Origin of the sequence: Amaricoccus tamworthensis (genome assembly GCF_049800875.1) — a bacterium.
GTDB lineage: Bacteria > Pseudomonadota > Alphaproteobacteria > Rhodobacterales > Rhodobacteraceae > Amaricoccus > Amaricoccus tamworthensis.
The window spans coordinates 21,225-36,564 of the sequence record NZ_JBNAFV010000005.1; the positions used below are offsets into that span (position 1 = coordinate 21,225).

Annotated in this window: 17 protein-coding genes; 8 read left to right on the forward strand and 9 right to left on the reverse strand. The window is 59.9% G+C overall.

Features of this window, described 5'->3' with window-relative positions; all coding sequences use genetic code 11:
• Positions 1-163: 163 nt before the first annotated feature.
• The 3 genes from ACP15P_RS10545 (at position 164) to ACP15P_RS10555 (ending at position 2,854) form a co-directional block, all read left to right on the forward strand.
• Positions 164-925, forward strand: coding sequence for an electron transfer flavoprotein subunit beta/FixA family protein (locus tag ACP15P_RS10545; RefSeq protein WP_424928419.1), 762 nt, complete (start codon positions 164-166; stop codon positions 923-925).
• Positions 925-1,854: an electron transfer flavoprotein subunit alpha/FixB family protein gene (locus ACP15P_RS10550; protein WP_424928420.1), complete on the forward strand. Its 930-nt coding sequence runs from the start codon at positions 925-927 to the stop codon at positions 1,852-1,854. The genes ACP15P_RS10545 and ACP15P_RS10550 overlap by 1 nt, the downstream gene beginning before the upstream one ends.
• A gap of 124 nt (positions 1,855-1,978) precedes the next feature.
• Complete coding sequence (locus tag ACP15P_RS10555; protein WP_424928421.1) at positions 1,979-2,854, forward strand: 3-hydroxybutyryl-CoA dehydrogenase; 876 nt, start codon at positions 1,979-1,981, stop codon at positions 2,852-2,854.
• 11 nt (positions 2,855-2,865) lie between these two features.
• On the opposite strand, the gene ACP15P_RS10560 is transcribed toward ACP15P_RS10555, so the two are convergent.
• Both ACP15P_RS10560 and ACP15P_RS10565 read right to left on the reverse strand, forming a co-directional pair.
• Positions 2,866-4,407: a DUF2235 domain-containing protein gene (locus ACP15P_RS10560; RefSeq protein WP_424928422.1), complete on the reverse strand. Its 1,542-nt coding sequence runs from the start codon at positions 4,405-4,407 to the stop codon at positions 2,866-2,868.
• An 82-nt stretch (positions 4,408-4,489) separates the two neighbouring features.
• Positions 4,490-5,620, reverse strand: a complete 1,131-nt coding sequence (locus ACP15P_RS10565) for a DNA alkylation repair protein (RefSeq protein WP_424928423.1) — start codon at positions 5,618-5,620, stop codon at positions 4,490-4,492.
• A 96-nt stretch (positions 5,621-5,716) separates the two neighbouring features.
• On the opposite strand from ACP15P_RS10565, the gene ACP15P_RS10570 reads away from it, so the two are divergent.
• The 3 genes from ACP15P_RS10570 to ACP15P_RS10580 all read left to right on the forward strand — a co-directional run bounded on the left by ACP15P_RS10570 (position 5,717) and on the right by ACP15P_RS10580 (position 7,591).
• Positions 5,717-6,280, forward strand: coding sequence for a YceI family protein (locus ACP15P_RS10570; RefSeq protein ID WP_424928424.1), 564 nt, complete (start codon positions 5,717-5,719; stop codon positions 6,278-6,280).
• Between the two features lie 141 nt (positions 6,281-6,421).
• Positions 6,422-6,988 (forward strand): YceI family protein, encoded by a 567-nt coding sequence (locus ACP15P_RS10575; RefSeq protein ID WP_424928425.1) that lies wholly within the window; start codon positions 6,422-6,424, stop codon positions 6,986-6,988.
• Between the two features lie 30 nt (positions 6,989-7,018).
• Positions 7,019-7,591, forward strand: coding sequence for a cytochrome b (locus ACP15P_RS10580; protein ID WP_424928426.1), 573 nt, complete (start codon positions 7,019-7,021; stop codon positions 7,589-7,591).
• Between the two features lie 99 nt (positions 7,592-7,690).
• Here the strand turns inward: ACP15P_RS10580 and ACP15P_RS10585 are convergent, their stop codons facing one another.
• The 7 genes from ACP15P_RS10585 to ACP15P_RS10615 form a co-directional block, all read right to left on the reverse strand.
• Positions 7,691-8,062: a DUF2852 domain-containing protein gene (locus tag ACP15P_RS10585; RefSeq protein ID WP_424928657.1), complete on the reverse strand. Its 372-nt coding sequence runs from the start codon at positions 8,060-8,062 to the stop codon at positions 7,691-7,693.
• Positions 8,063-8,195: 133 nt separating this feature from the next.
• Positions 8,196-8,729: a GNAT family N-acetyltransferase gene (locus tag ACP15P_RS10590; RefSeq protein ID WP_424928427.1), complete on the reverse strand. Its 534-nt coding sequence runs from the start codon at positions 8,727-8,729 to the stop codon at positions 8,196-8,198.
• Positions 8,726-9,349, reverse strand: a complete 624-nt coding sequence (locus ACP15P_RS10595) for a TetR/AcrR family transcriptional regulator (RefSeq protein WP_424928428.1) — start codon at positions 9,347-9,349, stop codon at positions 8,726-8,728. Before ACP15P_RS10595 ends, ACP15P_RS10590 begins: the two co-directional genes overlap by 4 nt.
• A gap of 67 nt (positions 9,350-9,416) precedes the next feature.
• Positions 9,417-9,683, reverse strand: a complete 267-nt coding sequence (locus ACP15P_RS10600) for an HPr family phosphocarrier protein (protein ID WP_424928429.1) — start codon at positions 9,681-9,683, stop codon at positions 9,417-9,419.
• A 22-nt stretch (positions 9,684-9,705) separates the two neighbouring features.
• On the reverse strand, positions 9,706-10,122 hold the full coding sequence (locus ACP15P_RS10605) for a PTS sugar transporter subunit IIA (RefSeq protein WP_424928430.1): 417 nt from the start codon (positions 10,120-10,122) through the stop codon (positions 9,706-9,708).
• A 7-nt stretch (positions 10,123-10,129) separates the two neighbouring features.
• Positions 10,130-11,005, reverse strand: a complete 876-nt coding sequence (gene rapZ / locus ACP15P_RS10610) for an RNase adapter RapZ (RefSeq protein WP_424928431.1) — start codon at positions 11,003-11,005, stop codon at positions 10,130-10,132.
• A 76-nt stretch (positions 11,006-11,081) separates the two neighbouring features.
• Positions 11,082-11,507 (reverse strand): HPr kinase/phosphorylase, encoded by a 426-nt coding sequence (locus tag ACP15P_RS10615; protein WP_424928432.1) that lies wholly within the window; start codon positions 11,505-11,507, stop codon positions 11,082-11,084.
• Between the two features lie 287 nt (positions 11,508-11,794).
• On the opposite strand from ACP15P_RS10615, the gene ACP15P_RS10620 reads away from it, so the two are divergent.
• Positions 11,795-13,399, forward strand: a complete 1,605-nt coding sequence (locus tag ACP15P_RS10620; protein ID WP_424928433.1) for a phosphoenolpyruvate carboxykinase — start codon at positions 11,795-11,797, stop codon at positions 13,397-13,399.
• A gap of 242 nt (positions 13,400-13,641) precedes the next feature.
• Entirely contained in the window at positions 13,642-15,336 is a 1,695-nt protein-coding gene (locus ACP15P_RS10625; protein WP_424928434.1) for an acyl-CoA dehydrogenase family protein, read from the forward strand.
• Positions 15,337-15,340 lie beyond the last annotated feature (4 nt).

A 15,340-nucleotide genomic window follows, 5' to 3' on the forward strand; every position in this document is an offset into this window, starting at 1 on the left:
CTCATCGTGATGTCGCCGGGCATTTTTGGCAGCTGTTAACGCCAAGTTATGGTTGCACCTGCTGCCGCACGAACGTATCCACTCGCTTCAGGTGAATTTAAGCTGCGAGGCGTCCAGTCACCTGCGGTTTGCGGGCGCCCGCGTTCAAACATTGGGGAGCGCCATGAAGGTTCTCGTGCCTGTCAAACGCGTGATCGACTACAATGTGAAGGTGCGGGTGAAGGCCGACGGCACCGGTGTTGATCTGGCAAACGTAAAAATGTCGATGAATCCCTTCGACGAGATCGCTGTCGAGGAAGCAATCCGTCTGAAGGAAAAAGGCGTCGCAACCGAGGTTGTGGTTGTTTCCATCGGCGTGAAGAAGGCACAGGAAACCCTGCGTACCGCGCTTGCCATGGGGGCCGACCGCGCCATTCTGGTCGAGGCTACCGACGACGTTCACACAGATATCGAGCCCCTGGCCGTTGCGAAAATCCTCAAGGGTGTCGCCGACGCCGAGGAACCCGGTCTGATCATCGCCGGCAAACAGGCCATCGACAACGACATGAACGCGACCGGCCAGATGCTGGCCGCCCTGCTCGGCTGGCCGCAAGCGACATTCGCCTCCGAGATCGAAATGGGTGACGGCTCCGCGACGGTTACGCGTGAGGTGGACGGCGGCCTGCAGGTCATCAAGGTGAACCTGCCTGCAATCGTAACCGCCGACCTGCGCCTCAACGAGCCGCGCTACGCCTCGCTGCCCAACATCATGAAGGCCAAGAAAAAGCCGCTCGAAGAGAAAACGCCCGCCGATTACGGCGTGGATGTGACCCCGCGCCTGAAAATCGTCGGCACGGCCGAGCCATCCACCCGCAAGGCGGGCGTCATGGTCGGATCGGTTGACGAGCTGGTCGAGAAACTCAAAACGGAAGCGGGGGTTATCTGATGGCTGTCCTTGTTTACGCAAAACACGACAACAGCGAACTGAATGACGCCACGTCCAGGGCCGTCGCAGCGGCAAAAGCAATCGGCGGTGACATCACCGTTCTGGTCGCCGGCGAAAACTGTGGCGATGTGGCCTCTGCCGCTGCCGCGCTCGATGGCGTCGCCGCCGTTCTCCACGTTGAGGGCGCTCATTACGCCCACCGCCTCGCGGAGCCGCTGACCGACCTGATACTCGGTCTGGCTGATGGTTACGAGCACATCGTGTTCCCGGCCACCACCACCGGCAAAAACGTCGCACCGCGCCTTGCCGCGCTTCTCGATGTCATGGTCATCTCCGACATTACCGGCGTAGTGGATGCCAACACGTTTGAGCGCCCGATCTATGCTGGTAACGCGATTCAGACCGTGGAAAGCACCGACGCCAAAAAAATCATCACCGTGCGTGGCGCGAGCTTCGACGGTGTTGGCGAGCAGGCTGCCGCAGACATCAGCACCGGTGAGGCCGCGGCCGATCCGGGCGTGTCCAGTTTCGTCGAGGACCGGGTACAGGAATCCGACCGCCCCGAACTTTCCTCCGCAGGCATCGTGGTCTCCGGCGGTCGGGGTGTTGGCTCCGAGGAAAACTTCGCCATTATCGAAAAACTGGCGGACAAACTCGGTGCAGCGGTTGGCGCCTCCCGTGCTGCCGTCGATTCCGGCTATGCCCCCAATGACTGGCAGGTTGGCCAGACAGGCAAGGTCGTGGCCCCTGAACTTTACATCGCCGTCGGCATCTCCGGCGCGATTCAGCACCTTGCCGGCATGAAGGACTCCAAGGTCATCGTTGCCATCAACAAGGACGAGGAAGCCCCGATCTTCCAGGTGGCCGACTACGGTCTCGTCGCCGACCTCTTCGAGGCCGTTCCGGCCCTTGAGGAAAAACTCGGCTGATCCAATCCGGCCCGCTTCCGCTGTTGGGAGCGGGCCGATTTCGCAGTGCGGCACATAGAGGTTGCACGCGCCCTGCCCCCCATCCTATTGTCATTGCGATAACGGAACACGAGGCACTCCCCCCATGGAAATCAGCAGCGTAGGCGTCATTGGCGCGGGTCAGATGGGCAATGGCATCGCCCATGTTTTTGCACTCGCGGGCTACAACGTTGCGCTCAACGACATCTCCGAGGAGGCCCTGGAAAAAGCCCTCGCGACGATCCGCAAAAACATGGATCGCCAGGTTTCACGGGAAACGATCTCCGCCGAAGATCAGGAAAACGCCCTCGCCCGGCTCAAGCCCACAACGGACATTGCCGAGGTCGGCGGGTCCGACCTGATCGTGGAATCCGCCACGGAAAACGAGGCGATTAAACACAAAATATTCGAGGGCCTGGCCCCTCATCTCGGCCCCAACACACTCCTGACCTCGAACACCTCCTCCATTTCGATCACCCGCCTCGCCGCCAATACGGACCGCCCGGAGAAATTCATGGGGTTCCATTTCATGAACCCGGTGCCGCTGATGCAGCTGGTGGAACTCATTCGCGGCATCGCGACCGACCAGGAAACCTACGAGACCCTGCGCGGCGTGGTCGAAAAGCTCGGGAAAACCCATGCAAGTTCCGAGGATTACCCGGCGTTCATTGTAAACCGCATCCTGATCCCGATGATCAACGAGGCGGTCTATGCACTTTACGAGGGTGTGGGCTCGGTGCAGTCCATCGACACATCCCTGAAACTCGGCGCAAACCACCCCATGGGGCCGCTGGAACTCGCGGATTTCATCGGTCTGGACACCTGCCTCGCCATCATGAACGTGCTGCATGACGGCCTGGCCGACACCAAATATCGCCCATGCCCGCTTCTGACCAAATATGTCGAAGCCGGCTGGCTGGGCCGCAAGACCAAACGCGGATTCTACGATTACCGCGGCGAGAAACCCGTCCCGACGCGGTAACCGCTCCGCCCCTATCCAGTTCGCGTGATTTTCAGCTCGAGGCTTCCGGAATTGTTGCCATAGGTCTGCCAGGCATCGTTGGCGTAGACATAGAGAAACCCGTCAGCGGAAGGTGTGAATCCCGTCACGCCGTTTCCGATTTCGAAGGTCTCATGTGATCCGGGGCCACCGTCCCCAGCATTGTTCGCAACAACACCCACCAGCGAGAACCAGCTGAACTCCTCATGTCGACGGGTGAGCAGAAAATCCGTCTCCGTGTTCCCGGTGACCTTCCGGAACAGGCGTTCAAGCAGGCCCAGACCGGTTCCCGCCACATGCGCAATCTCTCCGGGCTGAAAATCTCCGTCATCGGTTCCGCCTGGACCACAGGTCACCAAGCCGTCCGTCCACTGTCCGGATGCCCTGAAATTGTAGGTTTCTCCGGCACGCAGATAAAATGGCGTCCGGTTCCATCTGGGCCGCGCCATGGCCTCGGTGACTTCCGTATGACCAACGGCCAAGTCGCTATGGACCCAGTAATCCGGATCCGCAGCCGGCGGCGCGGCCTTGCGGGCCACGGCGGCCGGATGCACTGATGCCTCTTCCATGCCTTCACCGAACAGCGGCACCGCCCGCGGACATGTTTTGAGTTTTTTGAACACACCCGAGAGCGAATCGTGCAGGAACCCGTCCGGCCTCTCCCCACCGAGCGAGGCCTCCGCATCGGGCCTGAATGCCAGTTCCTGATCCGCGGCCTCCCGCATCATCCATCGCAGTGAAATGTTGCTGAGTTCAGGCTCCGGATAGCCACCGCCGACATCGCCGTGAACACCGGGGAACCAGATCTGTTTCACGTCGCGATGTTCTTCCAGTCCGGTCCAGAATGTCGGCGTGAAACTCTGCCGCTGCTCATCCATCGCCAGCGCATGGCGCGCATGGGCGACCACATTGCTCAGTTCGGTGTCGTGAAACGCATGCCACGCCGGATTATCAAGGACGTTCAGGAAACCCAAATCATCGGGGATGCCAAGCGAACCGACCGTGTCCCAAACGCCAAGAAAATGGACCGGCGTCTGCTTGCGCCCCGTTGACCCGGCCGGAGTATTGAAGAACGACAGTTTCGACGAAAACTCCGCGTCGTCCTGACTGCGGTACATGTTGAATATGCGGCGAACCTGCGCGTCACGCTCATCCTCATTGAGGTCCGGCCCGGTCAGGTCCAGCAGACCATATCCCGAAATCATCCCGGCCAGGCTGCGCACGGTATAGGCGCCACGACTGAATCCAAAAAGATAGATACGGTCACCGGGCGTGTAGTTCTTGGCGAGCCAAAGATAGCCTTCCCGAATATCCTCGCTGAGCCCAAGGCCAAGACCACCGCCCGTCAGGCGCTGAACAAAACTGTCACCGGCACCGATGCCCGTGATGTAATGGCATTTTTGAGGCAGGCCATTGTTGTCCGTATCACCAAGGGACTTCACCAGGCGGCTCACGTTCGAGGCGGTGGACACGCCACTTTCCTCATCGTCGGGGGTCTGCCAGGTGCCGTCGGCACAGACAACCAGATTAGCCATACCAAAATCCTCTAACCGTTGAACTCACCCCGACTATAACACGTCAGGCAATTTTCGCCAGGATCGTGGCGTTTAGCCCCGGTCAGACCCCGGTCAGCTCAAAATCACGCCCCGCCAGCACCGCACCGTTGGCCAGTATCTCGACCCGGTGCGTACCGTTGTTGAACCGTCGCGTCGTAATCGCGCGCATGGCATGCCGTTTGCTGATGGAAACCGTTTCGCCGGGCGGAAGCTTCAATACCTTAAGCTTGAATACCTTCGGCGCTCGCGATCCGTTGACCTTAACGTAATGCACCTGGTAGTCGAGAATTATGTTTTGCACCTCATCGACCCGCGAGGTCACGTTAAACTGGAATTCCAGTACGGTCCCAAACTCAACCACATCAGACGCCAGCGAAAACCCGGACACATCCACCTCCGCCGGCCCATAGCCCAGCGCTTTTAGCGTCGCCGGATGCCCCTGCTTAATCAGCGTTCTGCAGGCATGTTTGACCAGCCGCACCCGGTCTTTGCCCGCATCCTTCATCCACTGCGCCGCGATCCCCGCGACCAGATCCGGGTGATCCTTGGCGATGTCGTTGAGATTGTTGGCAACCGAGCGACGGACATATTCCTCCGGATCATCACGCAGCTTCTCCAGAACCGGCAGCACGGGCGCGGGATTCCGAATAAACGTGTTCAGCCTGATCCCCCACGGCAATCTGGGCCGCGACCCTTCCGAGGCGAGCCTGCGCACATGGAAATTCGTATCCTGCGCCCACGACATCACATGCTCCATCGCCCGCGCCTCGTCGGCCACAATGAACGGACGAACTGCAAACTCCGACGAGAACCGCTTCGTCAGGTCCCTCAGCAGATCCATTGCCCGGTCGAAATCCCCCATACCCCGCTCCGCGACGAAATCGCCGATCGGCATGATGGCCCAGCCCCGAATGCCACGGTCATCCGTCGCCATATCGGACAGGACAGCCTCCTCTTCCGGATGCAGGGCCGCGGCAATCACGTCCGCCGCGGCCTCAAAATTTTCGGGCAGGTAGCGCACCAGTGCCGCGGTGATCTGCCGCGAGCGATCCCGCAACTCCAGATCCTCAAGCCCGTCTGCCGCAGTGCGAACGAATCCCTCCCGGTCGAATTCAGGCATGTGCCGCGCCAGATGTCCGCCAAGCGACGCAATCAAATCAGCACTAAAAAGGTTTTTGAACGGTTCCGGCATTGGCTCCCATCACATCGGCATCAGCGTCGCAGCCCACCCGCGACAGATCGGTCCGCAGGCTGTAGCATGGTGCTACTGCAAAGGAGTGTCAGTGTCATGCGGTTGATCCTCGGCGTTATTTTCGCAATGCTTCTCACCAGCGCCCCGCCGCGGGCGGCACCGTGGGTCATCAGCCCTGAGTCACAGGTCACCGTCAGCGTAAAATGGGCCGGCGGGACCGCCAGGGTCGTGTTCCCGGAAATCCTCGGAGAGATTGACTTCGATGCGGCCCACCCCGAGCGGGTCGAGGCGGAGGTGTACGTCCGCGCCCGCTCCGGGTCGACCGGCGTCGCTCTCGCCGACCAACTGCTGCAAAGCAGGGATTATCTCAGTTCAGCCGAGTATCCGGAGATCAGCTTCGAACTCACCGGTCTCGAACAGACTTCCCGAAGCACCGCGGATATTTTCGGAAACATAACCCTGCGCGGCATCACCCGCCCCATCACGTTCGGGGCATCCGTCTTCCGCTACGGCCCGTCCACTGACGCCCCTGACCGCTTCGAGGCAGGCTTCAACATGTCCGGACAGGTCGACCGCAGGGAGTTTGGGTCAACCGAGGGCGCGCCCGAGATTGCCACAATCCTCCCCGTGGAGATCAGACTTCTGATCACATCGAAATAGAATTTACTTCCAATTTCGACGTAAATGTGAGGGCTGAACCGCCTTCGTTTCCACGCGGGAAACAAAATGTTGGCACACAAATGGCTGGATTATCGGCGACAAAAACACGATCTGGGGTTCAGCAACAAGGAAGGACCTGACATGAAATTCATCCATCTGGCCGCTGCCGCCGCCATTTCCGTCGCTCCGCTGCCCGCTTTTGCAGAGTGGACGCTCGACAAATCCCACGCCTCGATCTTCTTCGATGTGGAACACCTTGGCTTCTCGACCGTGACCGGCACCTTCGAGGAGTTTGATGCGAACATCACCTTCGATCCCGAGGATCTCGCCGCAACCGAAGTGGCGGTGACCATCGCGGCCGACAGCGTAAACACTTTTTTCGAGGCCCGTGACGAGCACGTCAAAAACGCGGATTTCCTCGATGTGGCCAACCACCCGGAAATCACCTTCGTTTCCACCGGCATCGAAATGACCGGTGACAATACCGCTGAACTGACCGGCGACGTCACGATCAAGGGCACGACCAATTCCGAAACCTTCGACGTTGTGATGAACCAGGTCGGTGAAAACCCGTTCAACCCGGAACAGCAGGTCGCAGGCTTCACCATCACCGGTGACATTGACCGCACCGACTACGGTATCGATTTTGGCGCACCGGTCATCGGCGCGGTTCTGCCGGTCACGATCAATATCGAGCTGAACAACTGATAGCGGATTCTGGAAGCGGAGTGGACGGCCATGCAGGCGGTAAACACAACTGAAAGCTGGGGGTGGATAACCCGTCTCATTCACTGGGTTATGGCCGTCCTTATCCTCTTCCAACTCGGCATGGGGCTCTACATGACCAATGCCGTCGATGATCTTCTGCGGCAGTACAGCCTGACGCAGACCCACAAGAGCTGGGGCTTCGTTGTGTTTGTGCTTGCCGTCCTCCGTATCGTATGGCGGCTGGTCCAGCGCAAATCCCCCGGCCGACCCGACGACATGCCCGTGTGGCAATGGACGGTCGCGGAGGTGACACACAAAATTCTCTACCTGATGATGTTTATCATGCCGCTTTCGGGCTGGGCCATGTCAGCCGCCTCGCCCAACCAGGACCTGCTGAACATGAAAAACATGGTCTTCGGGGTTTGGGAAATGCCGGACCCCTGGGTGCCGGGCGTCAAATCCGTGGAGGCCTTCTTCGCCTCCGTCCACTGGTTCGGAGCGCTGCTGCTCACCGCAATTCTGCTGGCGCACGCCGGCGCGGCGATCAAACATCACCTGATCAACCGCGACGACGTGCTCAAGCGCATGACTTACGGCCGTTAGAGCTTCTCCGGCCTGGCGGAAGACCAGTGCCCCGCCGCCAGCCTTTGAACGCCCGATGCCCCCACACCTGGTGGGGGCACCCGATCGCAACCGACCCGATCAGGCCGCTGCGTCCGGGCTCCTGCGGCTGTTCATGAACTGGTCGAACTCAGCCCGGTCCTTCGCGGAGCGCAGTTCCTCAAGGAACGTCACAAACGCGTCGCGCTCCTCTTCCAGACGTTTCAGGGTTTCCTCGCGATAGCTGTCGAACGCGACGTTCCCGGTTTTACCGAAATCCGCCCGGCGACTGCGACGGTTTTTCCACTTGCTGCTGCATCCCATGCGCTTGCTCCATATCATGTAAAATAGAATTCCAAGACCGATCGGCCAAAACACGATGAATCCTGCGACCATCGCGATAATCCAGGCCGGCTTACCCCGCTCATCCAGCCAATCGCGGGATTTTTCCAACCATTGGGACACCGTGTCCATCATGCGCTCCTTTCAATGTTAATGTTAATTACATTCACATATTTGGGATGCCGGGTTCCAAAGTCAATATTCCGGGGCAACTTTTTTCGAGATTTGTCCGTTTCGACCAAAATCCTTGGCAAAAACGCAGGTTTTACCCGGTTTCCAGCACGTACATGTACACTTCAGCCTGCGAAAGCTCAGGGTAAATCACGAACCCCGCCTTGCGAAGAACCCGCGCTGACGCGGGATTTGACCTGTCCACACCGCCAATAAGCCGCAACTTCGGGCCGTCCGAGGCCGCCTCAACTAGCCCGCTCACCATCTCTGATGCCAGACCCCGCCCCCAGACCGCTTCGCCCAGGAGATAGCCGATATGGAGCGCGGGAGCGTCGCCACGCCCTGCATCCACTGCAAGGATAATGAGCCCAACCAATCGCCCATCGTCCCGAAGGCGCACCAGCAAAACCTCGCTCTCTACCGCCCGGGCGTCGATCCACGAGCTCACCGCGTCCGGCCCTGCGCCCAACTGAAGTGGAGGAGGCAGGTGCTCAAGCACCGGCAGGGTCAAAATCTCCGCAAGTGACTTCTCAATCCGGTCTCTCGCCAATGGATCCGTGAGGTCCGAACGCCAGTTACGCACATCCAGTTGCGGCGTCACGAACCCGTCCGGCATGATGGCGGTCACCGTATCAATCCCAGCCCACGCAGATAAATCGCCGCGCCACTTTCCAGCATTTCGTCCGCTGAGTACGGCGCTCTGGCCCCCGGTGCTCCACGACTGAACAGTTCCACAACGCCGTGGCTCAATGCCCAGATGTGATTGGCGACCATGCCCGGCGGCGGCCGCTTCTCCGGCGGCAGGGCATCAGCCAGCTGTTCGGCCGCCTTGCGCAGAACCCCCATCGCGCGCTCCGTCGCCCGTGCAAGCTCGGAGTTTCCGGCGATTGAAACACCGCTCTCAAACATCGCAATGTAGTAGCCAGGGTTTTCCCGCGCGAATGCCAGATAGGCCCGCCCCGTCGCCATGAACGCCGACAGCGTTGAGGGTTTGCCATCGTTGAACACCGCCTCAAGCCGATCCGCAAACATTGTGAAGCCGCGCAGGGCGACCTCCTCGATCAACTCGTCCCGGCCCCGAAAATGACGATACGGTGCGGCGGCACTCACCCCTGCAACCCGCGCGGCTTCGGCCAGCGTAAACCCAAGCGGACCCTTTTCCTCGATCAGGCCAAGCGTAGCCTCAACGAGGGCTTCCCGCAGGTTGCCGTGATGGTATTTCCGTCTGGTGCCTTTGCCCTCAGTCATACCGTGACCTACCGGCACTCAACGCGGGTGACAACCACCCGCAACGCCTGCACCCGGGCCCATGCGGTCAGGACGGTTCGCCGAAACGGTTTGCGACGAGGGATTTGATTTCGTCAGCGACCTCCTCGCTGTCGTCGCCCTCTATCTCGACCTCAATGTGACTTCCCCAGGACGCGCCCAGGCTCATCAGACCCATTATGGAGTCCCCTGGCACCTCGATGCCGTCCTTGCGTACCGTCACACGCGACCCGAACCGCTCGACCACTTCGACAAATTTCGCCGAAGCACGCGCATGCAGCCCCTTCGTGTTTACCATTTCAAGGCTGAATTTCATTCCGTCCCCAGGCAGTGTTTTCTCAGGTTTTGGCGCCTGACACCGCTCTGGCATCAAACCCTGCCAAACTGTTGATGTACTTGCGCCCGGTCGTCAAGGCGGAGGCCACCGCCTCATCAAGGGACAGATGCCTGGTTTTGGCCAGTTTGATCAGGAGCGGCATGTTCACGCCGTAAAGCACCCGGTGCCGCGAGGTGTTGCACGCGCATACGGCCAGGTTCGACGGCGTGCCGCCAAACATGTCCGTCACGATGATGACACCGTCCCCGTCATCCACGGCGGCCACCGCGTCGTCGATCTCATCCTGTTTGGTTTCGGCATTGTCGTCCGGGCCCACGGCAACCGAAATGGTGCCGGGCCGTTTCCCGACCACATGCTCCATCGCCGAAAGATATTCCCCGGCAAGTCCGCCATGCGCGACGATGACAATACCAATCACTAACAGGTCACTCCACTACCTCACGGTCCGGCTGTCCCGCCCCCAGCCTTTCAAGATCACGATGGCGGGCCGACACCGACCACCCCTCACGGGCGAGACTTGCTGCAAACATCTCCGTTACCGACACTGATCTGTGCTTCCCTCCCGTACAGCCAAAACCAATACTGAAGTAACTCTTGCCCTCCCGCTGATACGCGGGAAGAAGAAACAGTACCAGATCCAGTAACCGGGTATAGAACGGATCGAAGGCCCGGTCTTCCTGGACAAACTGCTGTATTGTTTTTTCCAGCCCCGTCCGGGGCCGAAGTTCCATTACATAGTGCGGATTTCGCAAAAACCGCACGTCTATTACCATGTCAGCGCCCCGCGGCACTCCGCGCCGGTAGGAAAACGACTGAAGATTGACGACAAGCGCGTTGCCGTTCTCCTCGGCCTGAAACTGCCGCACTATCTCGGCGCGTAACTCATGTACGTTCAAAGGCCCGGTCCGGATCAAAACATCCGCGGCCAAGCGTAGCGGTTCCAGCAGGGCGATCTCCCGGTCGATGCCAGTTTTGGGATCCCCGTCCGGGCTCATCGGATGCCGCCGCCGCGTTTCGCTGTAGCGCTGGATCAACGTGTCCGCATCGCAGTCGAGATAGGTCAGCACCGGGGCCTTGCCCGTGCGGCTTTCCACCTCCGCCAGCGCCTCGAACAGACCTTCGACGGCAAAATCCCGGTTCCGCGGATCAATCCCGACCACCAGGGGGCGCGAAACGACCGGGTCGGAAAACAGGCGGGTCAGAAGGGATATGGGCAGGTTGTCGATCGCCTCATACCCCATGTCCTCAAGAGCGTTGATTGCAGTAGACCGGCCCGAGCCACCTGGTCCGGTAACAACCACCACATCCTGTTGCGGTCTTATTGCGCCTGCGCTGGACAACGTCCTGGTGCCCCGTAACTCTGAACAAACTCGGACGTCAGTCGGACATCCTGCCGGCATTGTTCATTAATAGTGTCAACACATCGTCAATATTTGGAACATTCGCCCCGGAAATCAATCTCACGGAACTTCCCAGGTACGTTATGTACTGCGGCTGTGGCATTCGGGTTTGGCTTTCCTGGTCCAGATCGACCACAAGTTGCAACGCAGCATCATCACACACGTCTACGGACAAAAGCCCCAGCATCCGCGCCTCGATCCGCCCGCGAATCGCATCAGGCGCCCGCATCGCCACCTGTGCCCCTGCCTGGCGCAGCTCCACCCGGTCATCGGAGACGAGCATCGCGCCCCGCGCCATAAGGCGAATGGCAAGCCCGGATTTACCCGATCCGGTGGCGCCGAGGATCAGCAGACCCCGCCCGTCAAAGGCCACCGCGGTCCCGCGAACACTCAACATGGGCATTTACGACTCATTTGTGACGTTCGGGCATTTTTCCCACGCAGCTTTCGTTTTCCGCGAAAACGAAAGCAACTGAACATCAACAGCAACACAGACCAACAAAATCCTGGGAGCATTTTCCCCAAATCCCGCCTCTTAACCATATCCCACCACAAATTTCGCGGTTCCCTCATGTTATACAGTGTTCAGGCCGTTTGTTTTGCACCCGCGAAACAGCGGCCAATTGTTGGGACAGACCTCATTAACAGGCCGGCGGGGGCCAACAGGGGTTTAACAGGAGAATAACGATTATGGCGACGGCTTTGGTCAATCCGGATCTTACACTCGAAACCACAGGATTCCCAGGCGCGTCGAGCGTCCATTACAACCTTCTTGAGCCTGCTCTGGTCGAGGCCGCGCTGCGCCGCGGCGAAGGTGAACTGGGCCAGGGTGGCGCGTTCCTCTGCTCCACCGGGAAGCATACCGGCCGCTCGCCCAAGGACAAATTCGTGGTGGACGAACCAGGCACCCGGGACAGCATCTGGTGGGAAAACAACGGCCGGATGCAGCCGGAACATTTTGAACGGCTCGAAGCCGACATGAAGGCCCATATCGCGGGTGGCGAACTTTTCGTTCAGGACCTTTATGCCGGCGCCGACGTAAACTACCGTCTCAACGTGCGCGTGATCACCGAACTGGCCTGGCACGGTCTGTTCATCCGTCACCTTCTGCGCCGCCCGGATATTGCCGATCTGGAGACCTTTGTCCCCGGCTTCACGATCCTGAACTGCCCGAGCTTCCGCGCCGATCCGGAGCGTCACGGCTGCCGCTCCGACACCGTGATCGCCATTTCTTTCGAGAAAAAACAAATACTTATTGGCGGCACAGCCTATGCTGGCGAGAACAAAAAATCCGTGTTCTCCGTGATGAACTATCTGCTGCCGGAACAGGGCGCGATGCCCATGCACTGCTCCGCCAACCACGCCAAGGGCGATCCCGGCGACGTGGCCGTGTTCTTTGGACTTTCCGGCACCGGCAAAACCACGCTCTCCGCCGATCCGAACCGTGTCCTGATCGGTGACGACGAGCATGGCTGGTCCGATACCGGCGTGTTCAACTTTGAGGGCGGCTGCTACGCCAAGACCATCAACCTCTCCGAGAAAGCCGAGCCGGAGATTTACGCGACCACCAAACGCTTCGGCACCATCGTTGAGAACATGGTCCATGACCCGGTCACCCGGGAGCTTGACTTCAACGATGACAGCCTCACGGCCAACACCCGTTGCGCCTACCCGCTCGACGCGATCTCGAACGCCTCGCCGGTTGCTCGCGGTGGATTGCCGAGCAATATCATCATGTTGACCTGCGACGCATTTGGTGTTCTGCCGCCAATCGCGCGTCTGTCGCCGGCACAGGCCATGTACCATTTCCTTTCAGGCTTCACCTCCAAGGTCGCCGGAACCGAACGCGGCGTGACCGAGCCGCAGCCGACATTCTCCACCTGCTTTGGCGCGCCCTTCATGCCGCGTCGCCCGGAGGTTTACGGCACCCTGCTGCGCGACAAAATTGCCGAGCATGGCGCGACCTGCTGGCTGGTGAACACCGGATGGACCGGCGGCGCGTATGGTACCGGATCGCGTATGCCAATTGCGGCAACCCGTGGGCTTTTGACCGCGGCGCTCGATGGCACCCTGAACGATGTGGAATTCCGGCGCGATCCTAACTTCGGATTTGAGGTTCCGGTCGCGGTTGCGGGTGTGGACAACAGCCTGCTGGACCCGCGCGGGACCTGGGCCGATCCGGAAGCGTATGATGCACAGGCTGCGAAGCTGGTCGAGATGTTCTCGGAAAACTTCGCGCAATACGAGGCAAGCGTCGGAGACGACGTTATTGCGGCGGCGGTGCGTGCCGCCTGAAAGGGTTAGGGCAATGGGGAGCCCTTAACCCGAAAAAAGAGCTCCACCGGGGGCTCTTTTTTTTAACCTCGCGGCGGCGCAAAAAATCACGTTCCGCAAGAAAGTTCTGCAAGCGGATCAATTCAATGAATTGTCTTTCGCAAGATTGACGCCCAGGCCGAGGCTTATTACCCTAAACGCAACTGCAGCATTTGATTCGGCATCGCACAAACGATGCCTCCACCTCACCGGAAGGTACGCCCATGAACAAGCAGCCCGGAACCGAACTTCATTCCGCAATCATCCTGCCGGACCTGATCGGTCTGTGTGATGAGGCGGTGGCGGCTGCGGGTTCCGTGGCGGAACTGGCCCGCGACAGGCTGCGGGACCGGACGGTGATGGACGGGCGCGTTTCGGGCGCGGCCCTGGAGGCCGAACAGACCGCGGCCCACGCGCTGTCCTGGGTGACGACATATGTGGAAAGCCTTCGCGAGCTTCTGGGCTGGGCCAAAAACTTCAATGATTCCGGTGACTTCGGAGAAATGGAGCAGCTGCTCCTCCAAATCGCCTTTGGTGAGTATCTCTGGCAAATTTATGGCGGCATTCCGATGTCCCAGGGCGAAATCGTACGGCTTCAGGACACGGGCCTCTCCCAGGACGACCAGCGTGGGCTGATGAACGGGGCCGTGATGAGCCTCACGCAGAGCGGTAACACCGATGGCGCGCGCAAACGTCTGGTTGAGTTGATGATCCAGGCGGATGGCAGCGCGTCGTTTGGGGCCACCGGTCTCGACGATGACTACGACATGATCCGCGACCAGTTCCGGCGGTTCGTCGAGGATCGTGTGGTGCCCCATGCCCATGAATGGCACCTGAAGGACGAGCTTATCCCTCTGGAAATACTGGAGGAAATGGGCGAGCTGGGCGTGTTCGGCCTGACCATCCCGGAGGAGTATGGCGGCTTCGGCATGTCCAAAACGGCCATGTGCGTTGTCACCGAGGAGCTGAGCCGGGGCTATATCGGTGTTGGGTCGCTCGGCACCCGCTCCGAAATTGCGGCGGAGTTGATCATTGGCGGCGGTACGGAGGAGCAGAAGCAGCACTGGCTGCCGATGATTTCCTCCGCTGAGATCCTGCCTACGGCGGTGTTCACGGAGCCCAACACCGGCTCGGATCTCGGCTCCCTGCGCACCCGCGCGGTGCGGGACGGGGACGATTATGTGGTGACGGGCAACAAGACCTGGATCACCCATGCGGCCCGCACGGATGTGATGACCATGCTGGTCCGGACTGACCCCAAGACCGATAATTATTCGGGTCTTTCAATGCTTTTGGCGGAAAAGCCGCGCGGCACGGATGACAACCCCTTCCCGGCTGAAGGCATGACCGGCGGCGAAATTGAGGTGCTGGGATACCGCGGGATGAAGGAATATGAGCTTGGGTTTGACGGGTTCCGGGTAAAGGCCGACAACCTGCTCGGCGGTGTCGAGGGTCAGGGCTTCAAGCAGCTGATGCGGACCTTTGAAAGTGCGCGGATCCAGACGGCAGCGCGGGCGATTGGGGTGGCGCAGAACGCGCTGGAGCTGGGACTGAAATACGCCCAAGACCGGAAGCAGTTCGGCAAACCGCTGGTCAGTTTCCCACGGATCTATTCGAAACTGGCCATGATGGCGGTTGAAATCATGATCACGCGGCAGCTAACTTACTATTCCGCAAGGGAAAAAGACGAGGGCCGCCGCTGTGACCTCGTGGCCGGGATGGCGAAGCTTCTGGGCGCGAGGGTCGCGTGGGCGTCGGCGGACAACAGTTTGCAGATCCACGGCGGCAACGGGTTTGCGCAGGAATATCCCATCAGCCGGGTTCTGTGTGACGCGCGGATTTTGAATATTTTCGAGGGTGCGGCGGAGATCCAGGCGCAGGTGATTGCGCGCAGGCTGTTGGAAATGCCGAAGGCCTGAGCCG

Excerpts from the sequence above, each read along its gene's own strand:
- ACP15P_RS10615 (WP_424928432.1), bottom strand. The coding sequence starts at position 11,507 with ATGCCCATGTTGAGTGTTCGCGGGACCGCGGTGGCCTTTGACGGGCGG.
- ACP15P_RS10620 (WP_424928433.1), top strand. The coding sequence starts at position 11,795 with ATGGCGACGGCTTTGGTCAATCCGGATCTTACACTCGAAACCACAGGA.
- ACP15P_RS10595 (WP_424928428.1), bottom strand. The coding sequence starts at position 9,349 with ATGACTGAGGGCAAAGGCACCAGACGGAAATACCATCACGGCAACCTG.
- ACP15P_RS10600 (WP_424928429.1), bottom strand. The coding sequence starts at position 9,683 with ATGAAATTCAGCCTTGAAATGGTAAACACGAAGGGGCTGCATGCGCGT.
- ACP15P_RS10625 (WP_424928434.1), top strand. The coding sequence starts at position 13,642 with ATGAACAAGCAGCCCGGAACCGAACTTCATTCCGCAATCATCCTGCCG.
- ACP15P_RS10575 (WP_424928425.1), top strand. The coding sequence starts at position 6,422 with ATGAAATTCATCCATCTGGCCGCTGCCGCCGCCATTTCCGTCGCTCCG.
- ACP15P_RS10550 (WP_424928420.1), top strand. The coding sequence starts at position 925 with ATGGCTGTCCTTGTTTACGCAAAACACGACAACAGCGAACTGAATGAC.
- ACP15P_RS10585 (WP_424928657.1), bottom strand. The coding sequence starts at position 8,062 with ATGGACACGGTGTCCCAATGGTTGGAAAAATCCCGCGATTGGCTGGAT.
- ACP15P_RS10570 (WP_424928424.1), top strand. The coding sequence starts at position 5,717 with ATGCGGTTGATCCTCGGCGTTATTTTCGCAATGCTTCTCACCAGCGCC.
- ACP15P_RS10565 (WP_424928423.1), bottom strand. The coding sequence starts at position 5,620 with ATGCCGGAACCGTTCAAAAACCTTTTTAGTGCTGATTTGATTGCGTCG.
- ACP15P_RS10555 (WP_424928421.1), top strand. The coding sequence starts at position 1,979 with ATGGAAATCAGCAGCGTAGGCGTCATTGGCGCGGGTCAGATGGGCAAT.
- ACP15P_RS10580 (WP_424928426.1), top strand. The coding sequence starts at position 7,019 with ATGCAGGCGGTAAACACAACTGAAAGCTGGGGGTGGATAACCCGTCTC.
- ACP15P_RS10560 (WP_424928422.1), bottom strand. The coding sequence starts at position 4,407 with ATGGCTAATCTGGTTGTCTGTGCCGACGGCACCTGGCAGACCCCCGAC.
- ACP15P_RS10545 (WP_424928419.1), top strand. The coding sequence starts at position 164 with ATGAAGGTTCTCGTGCCTGTCAAACGCGTGATCGACTACAATGTGAAG.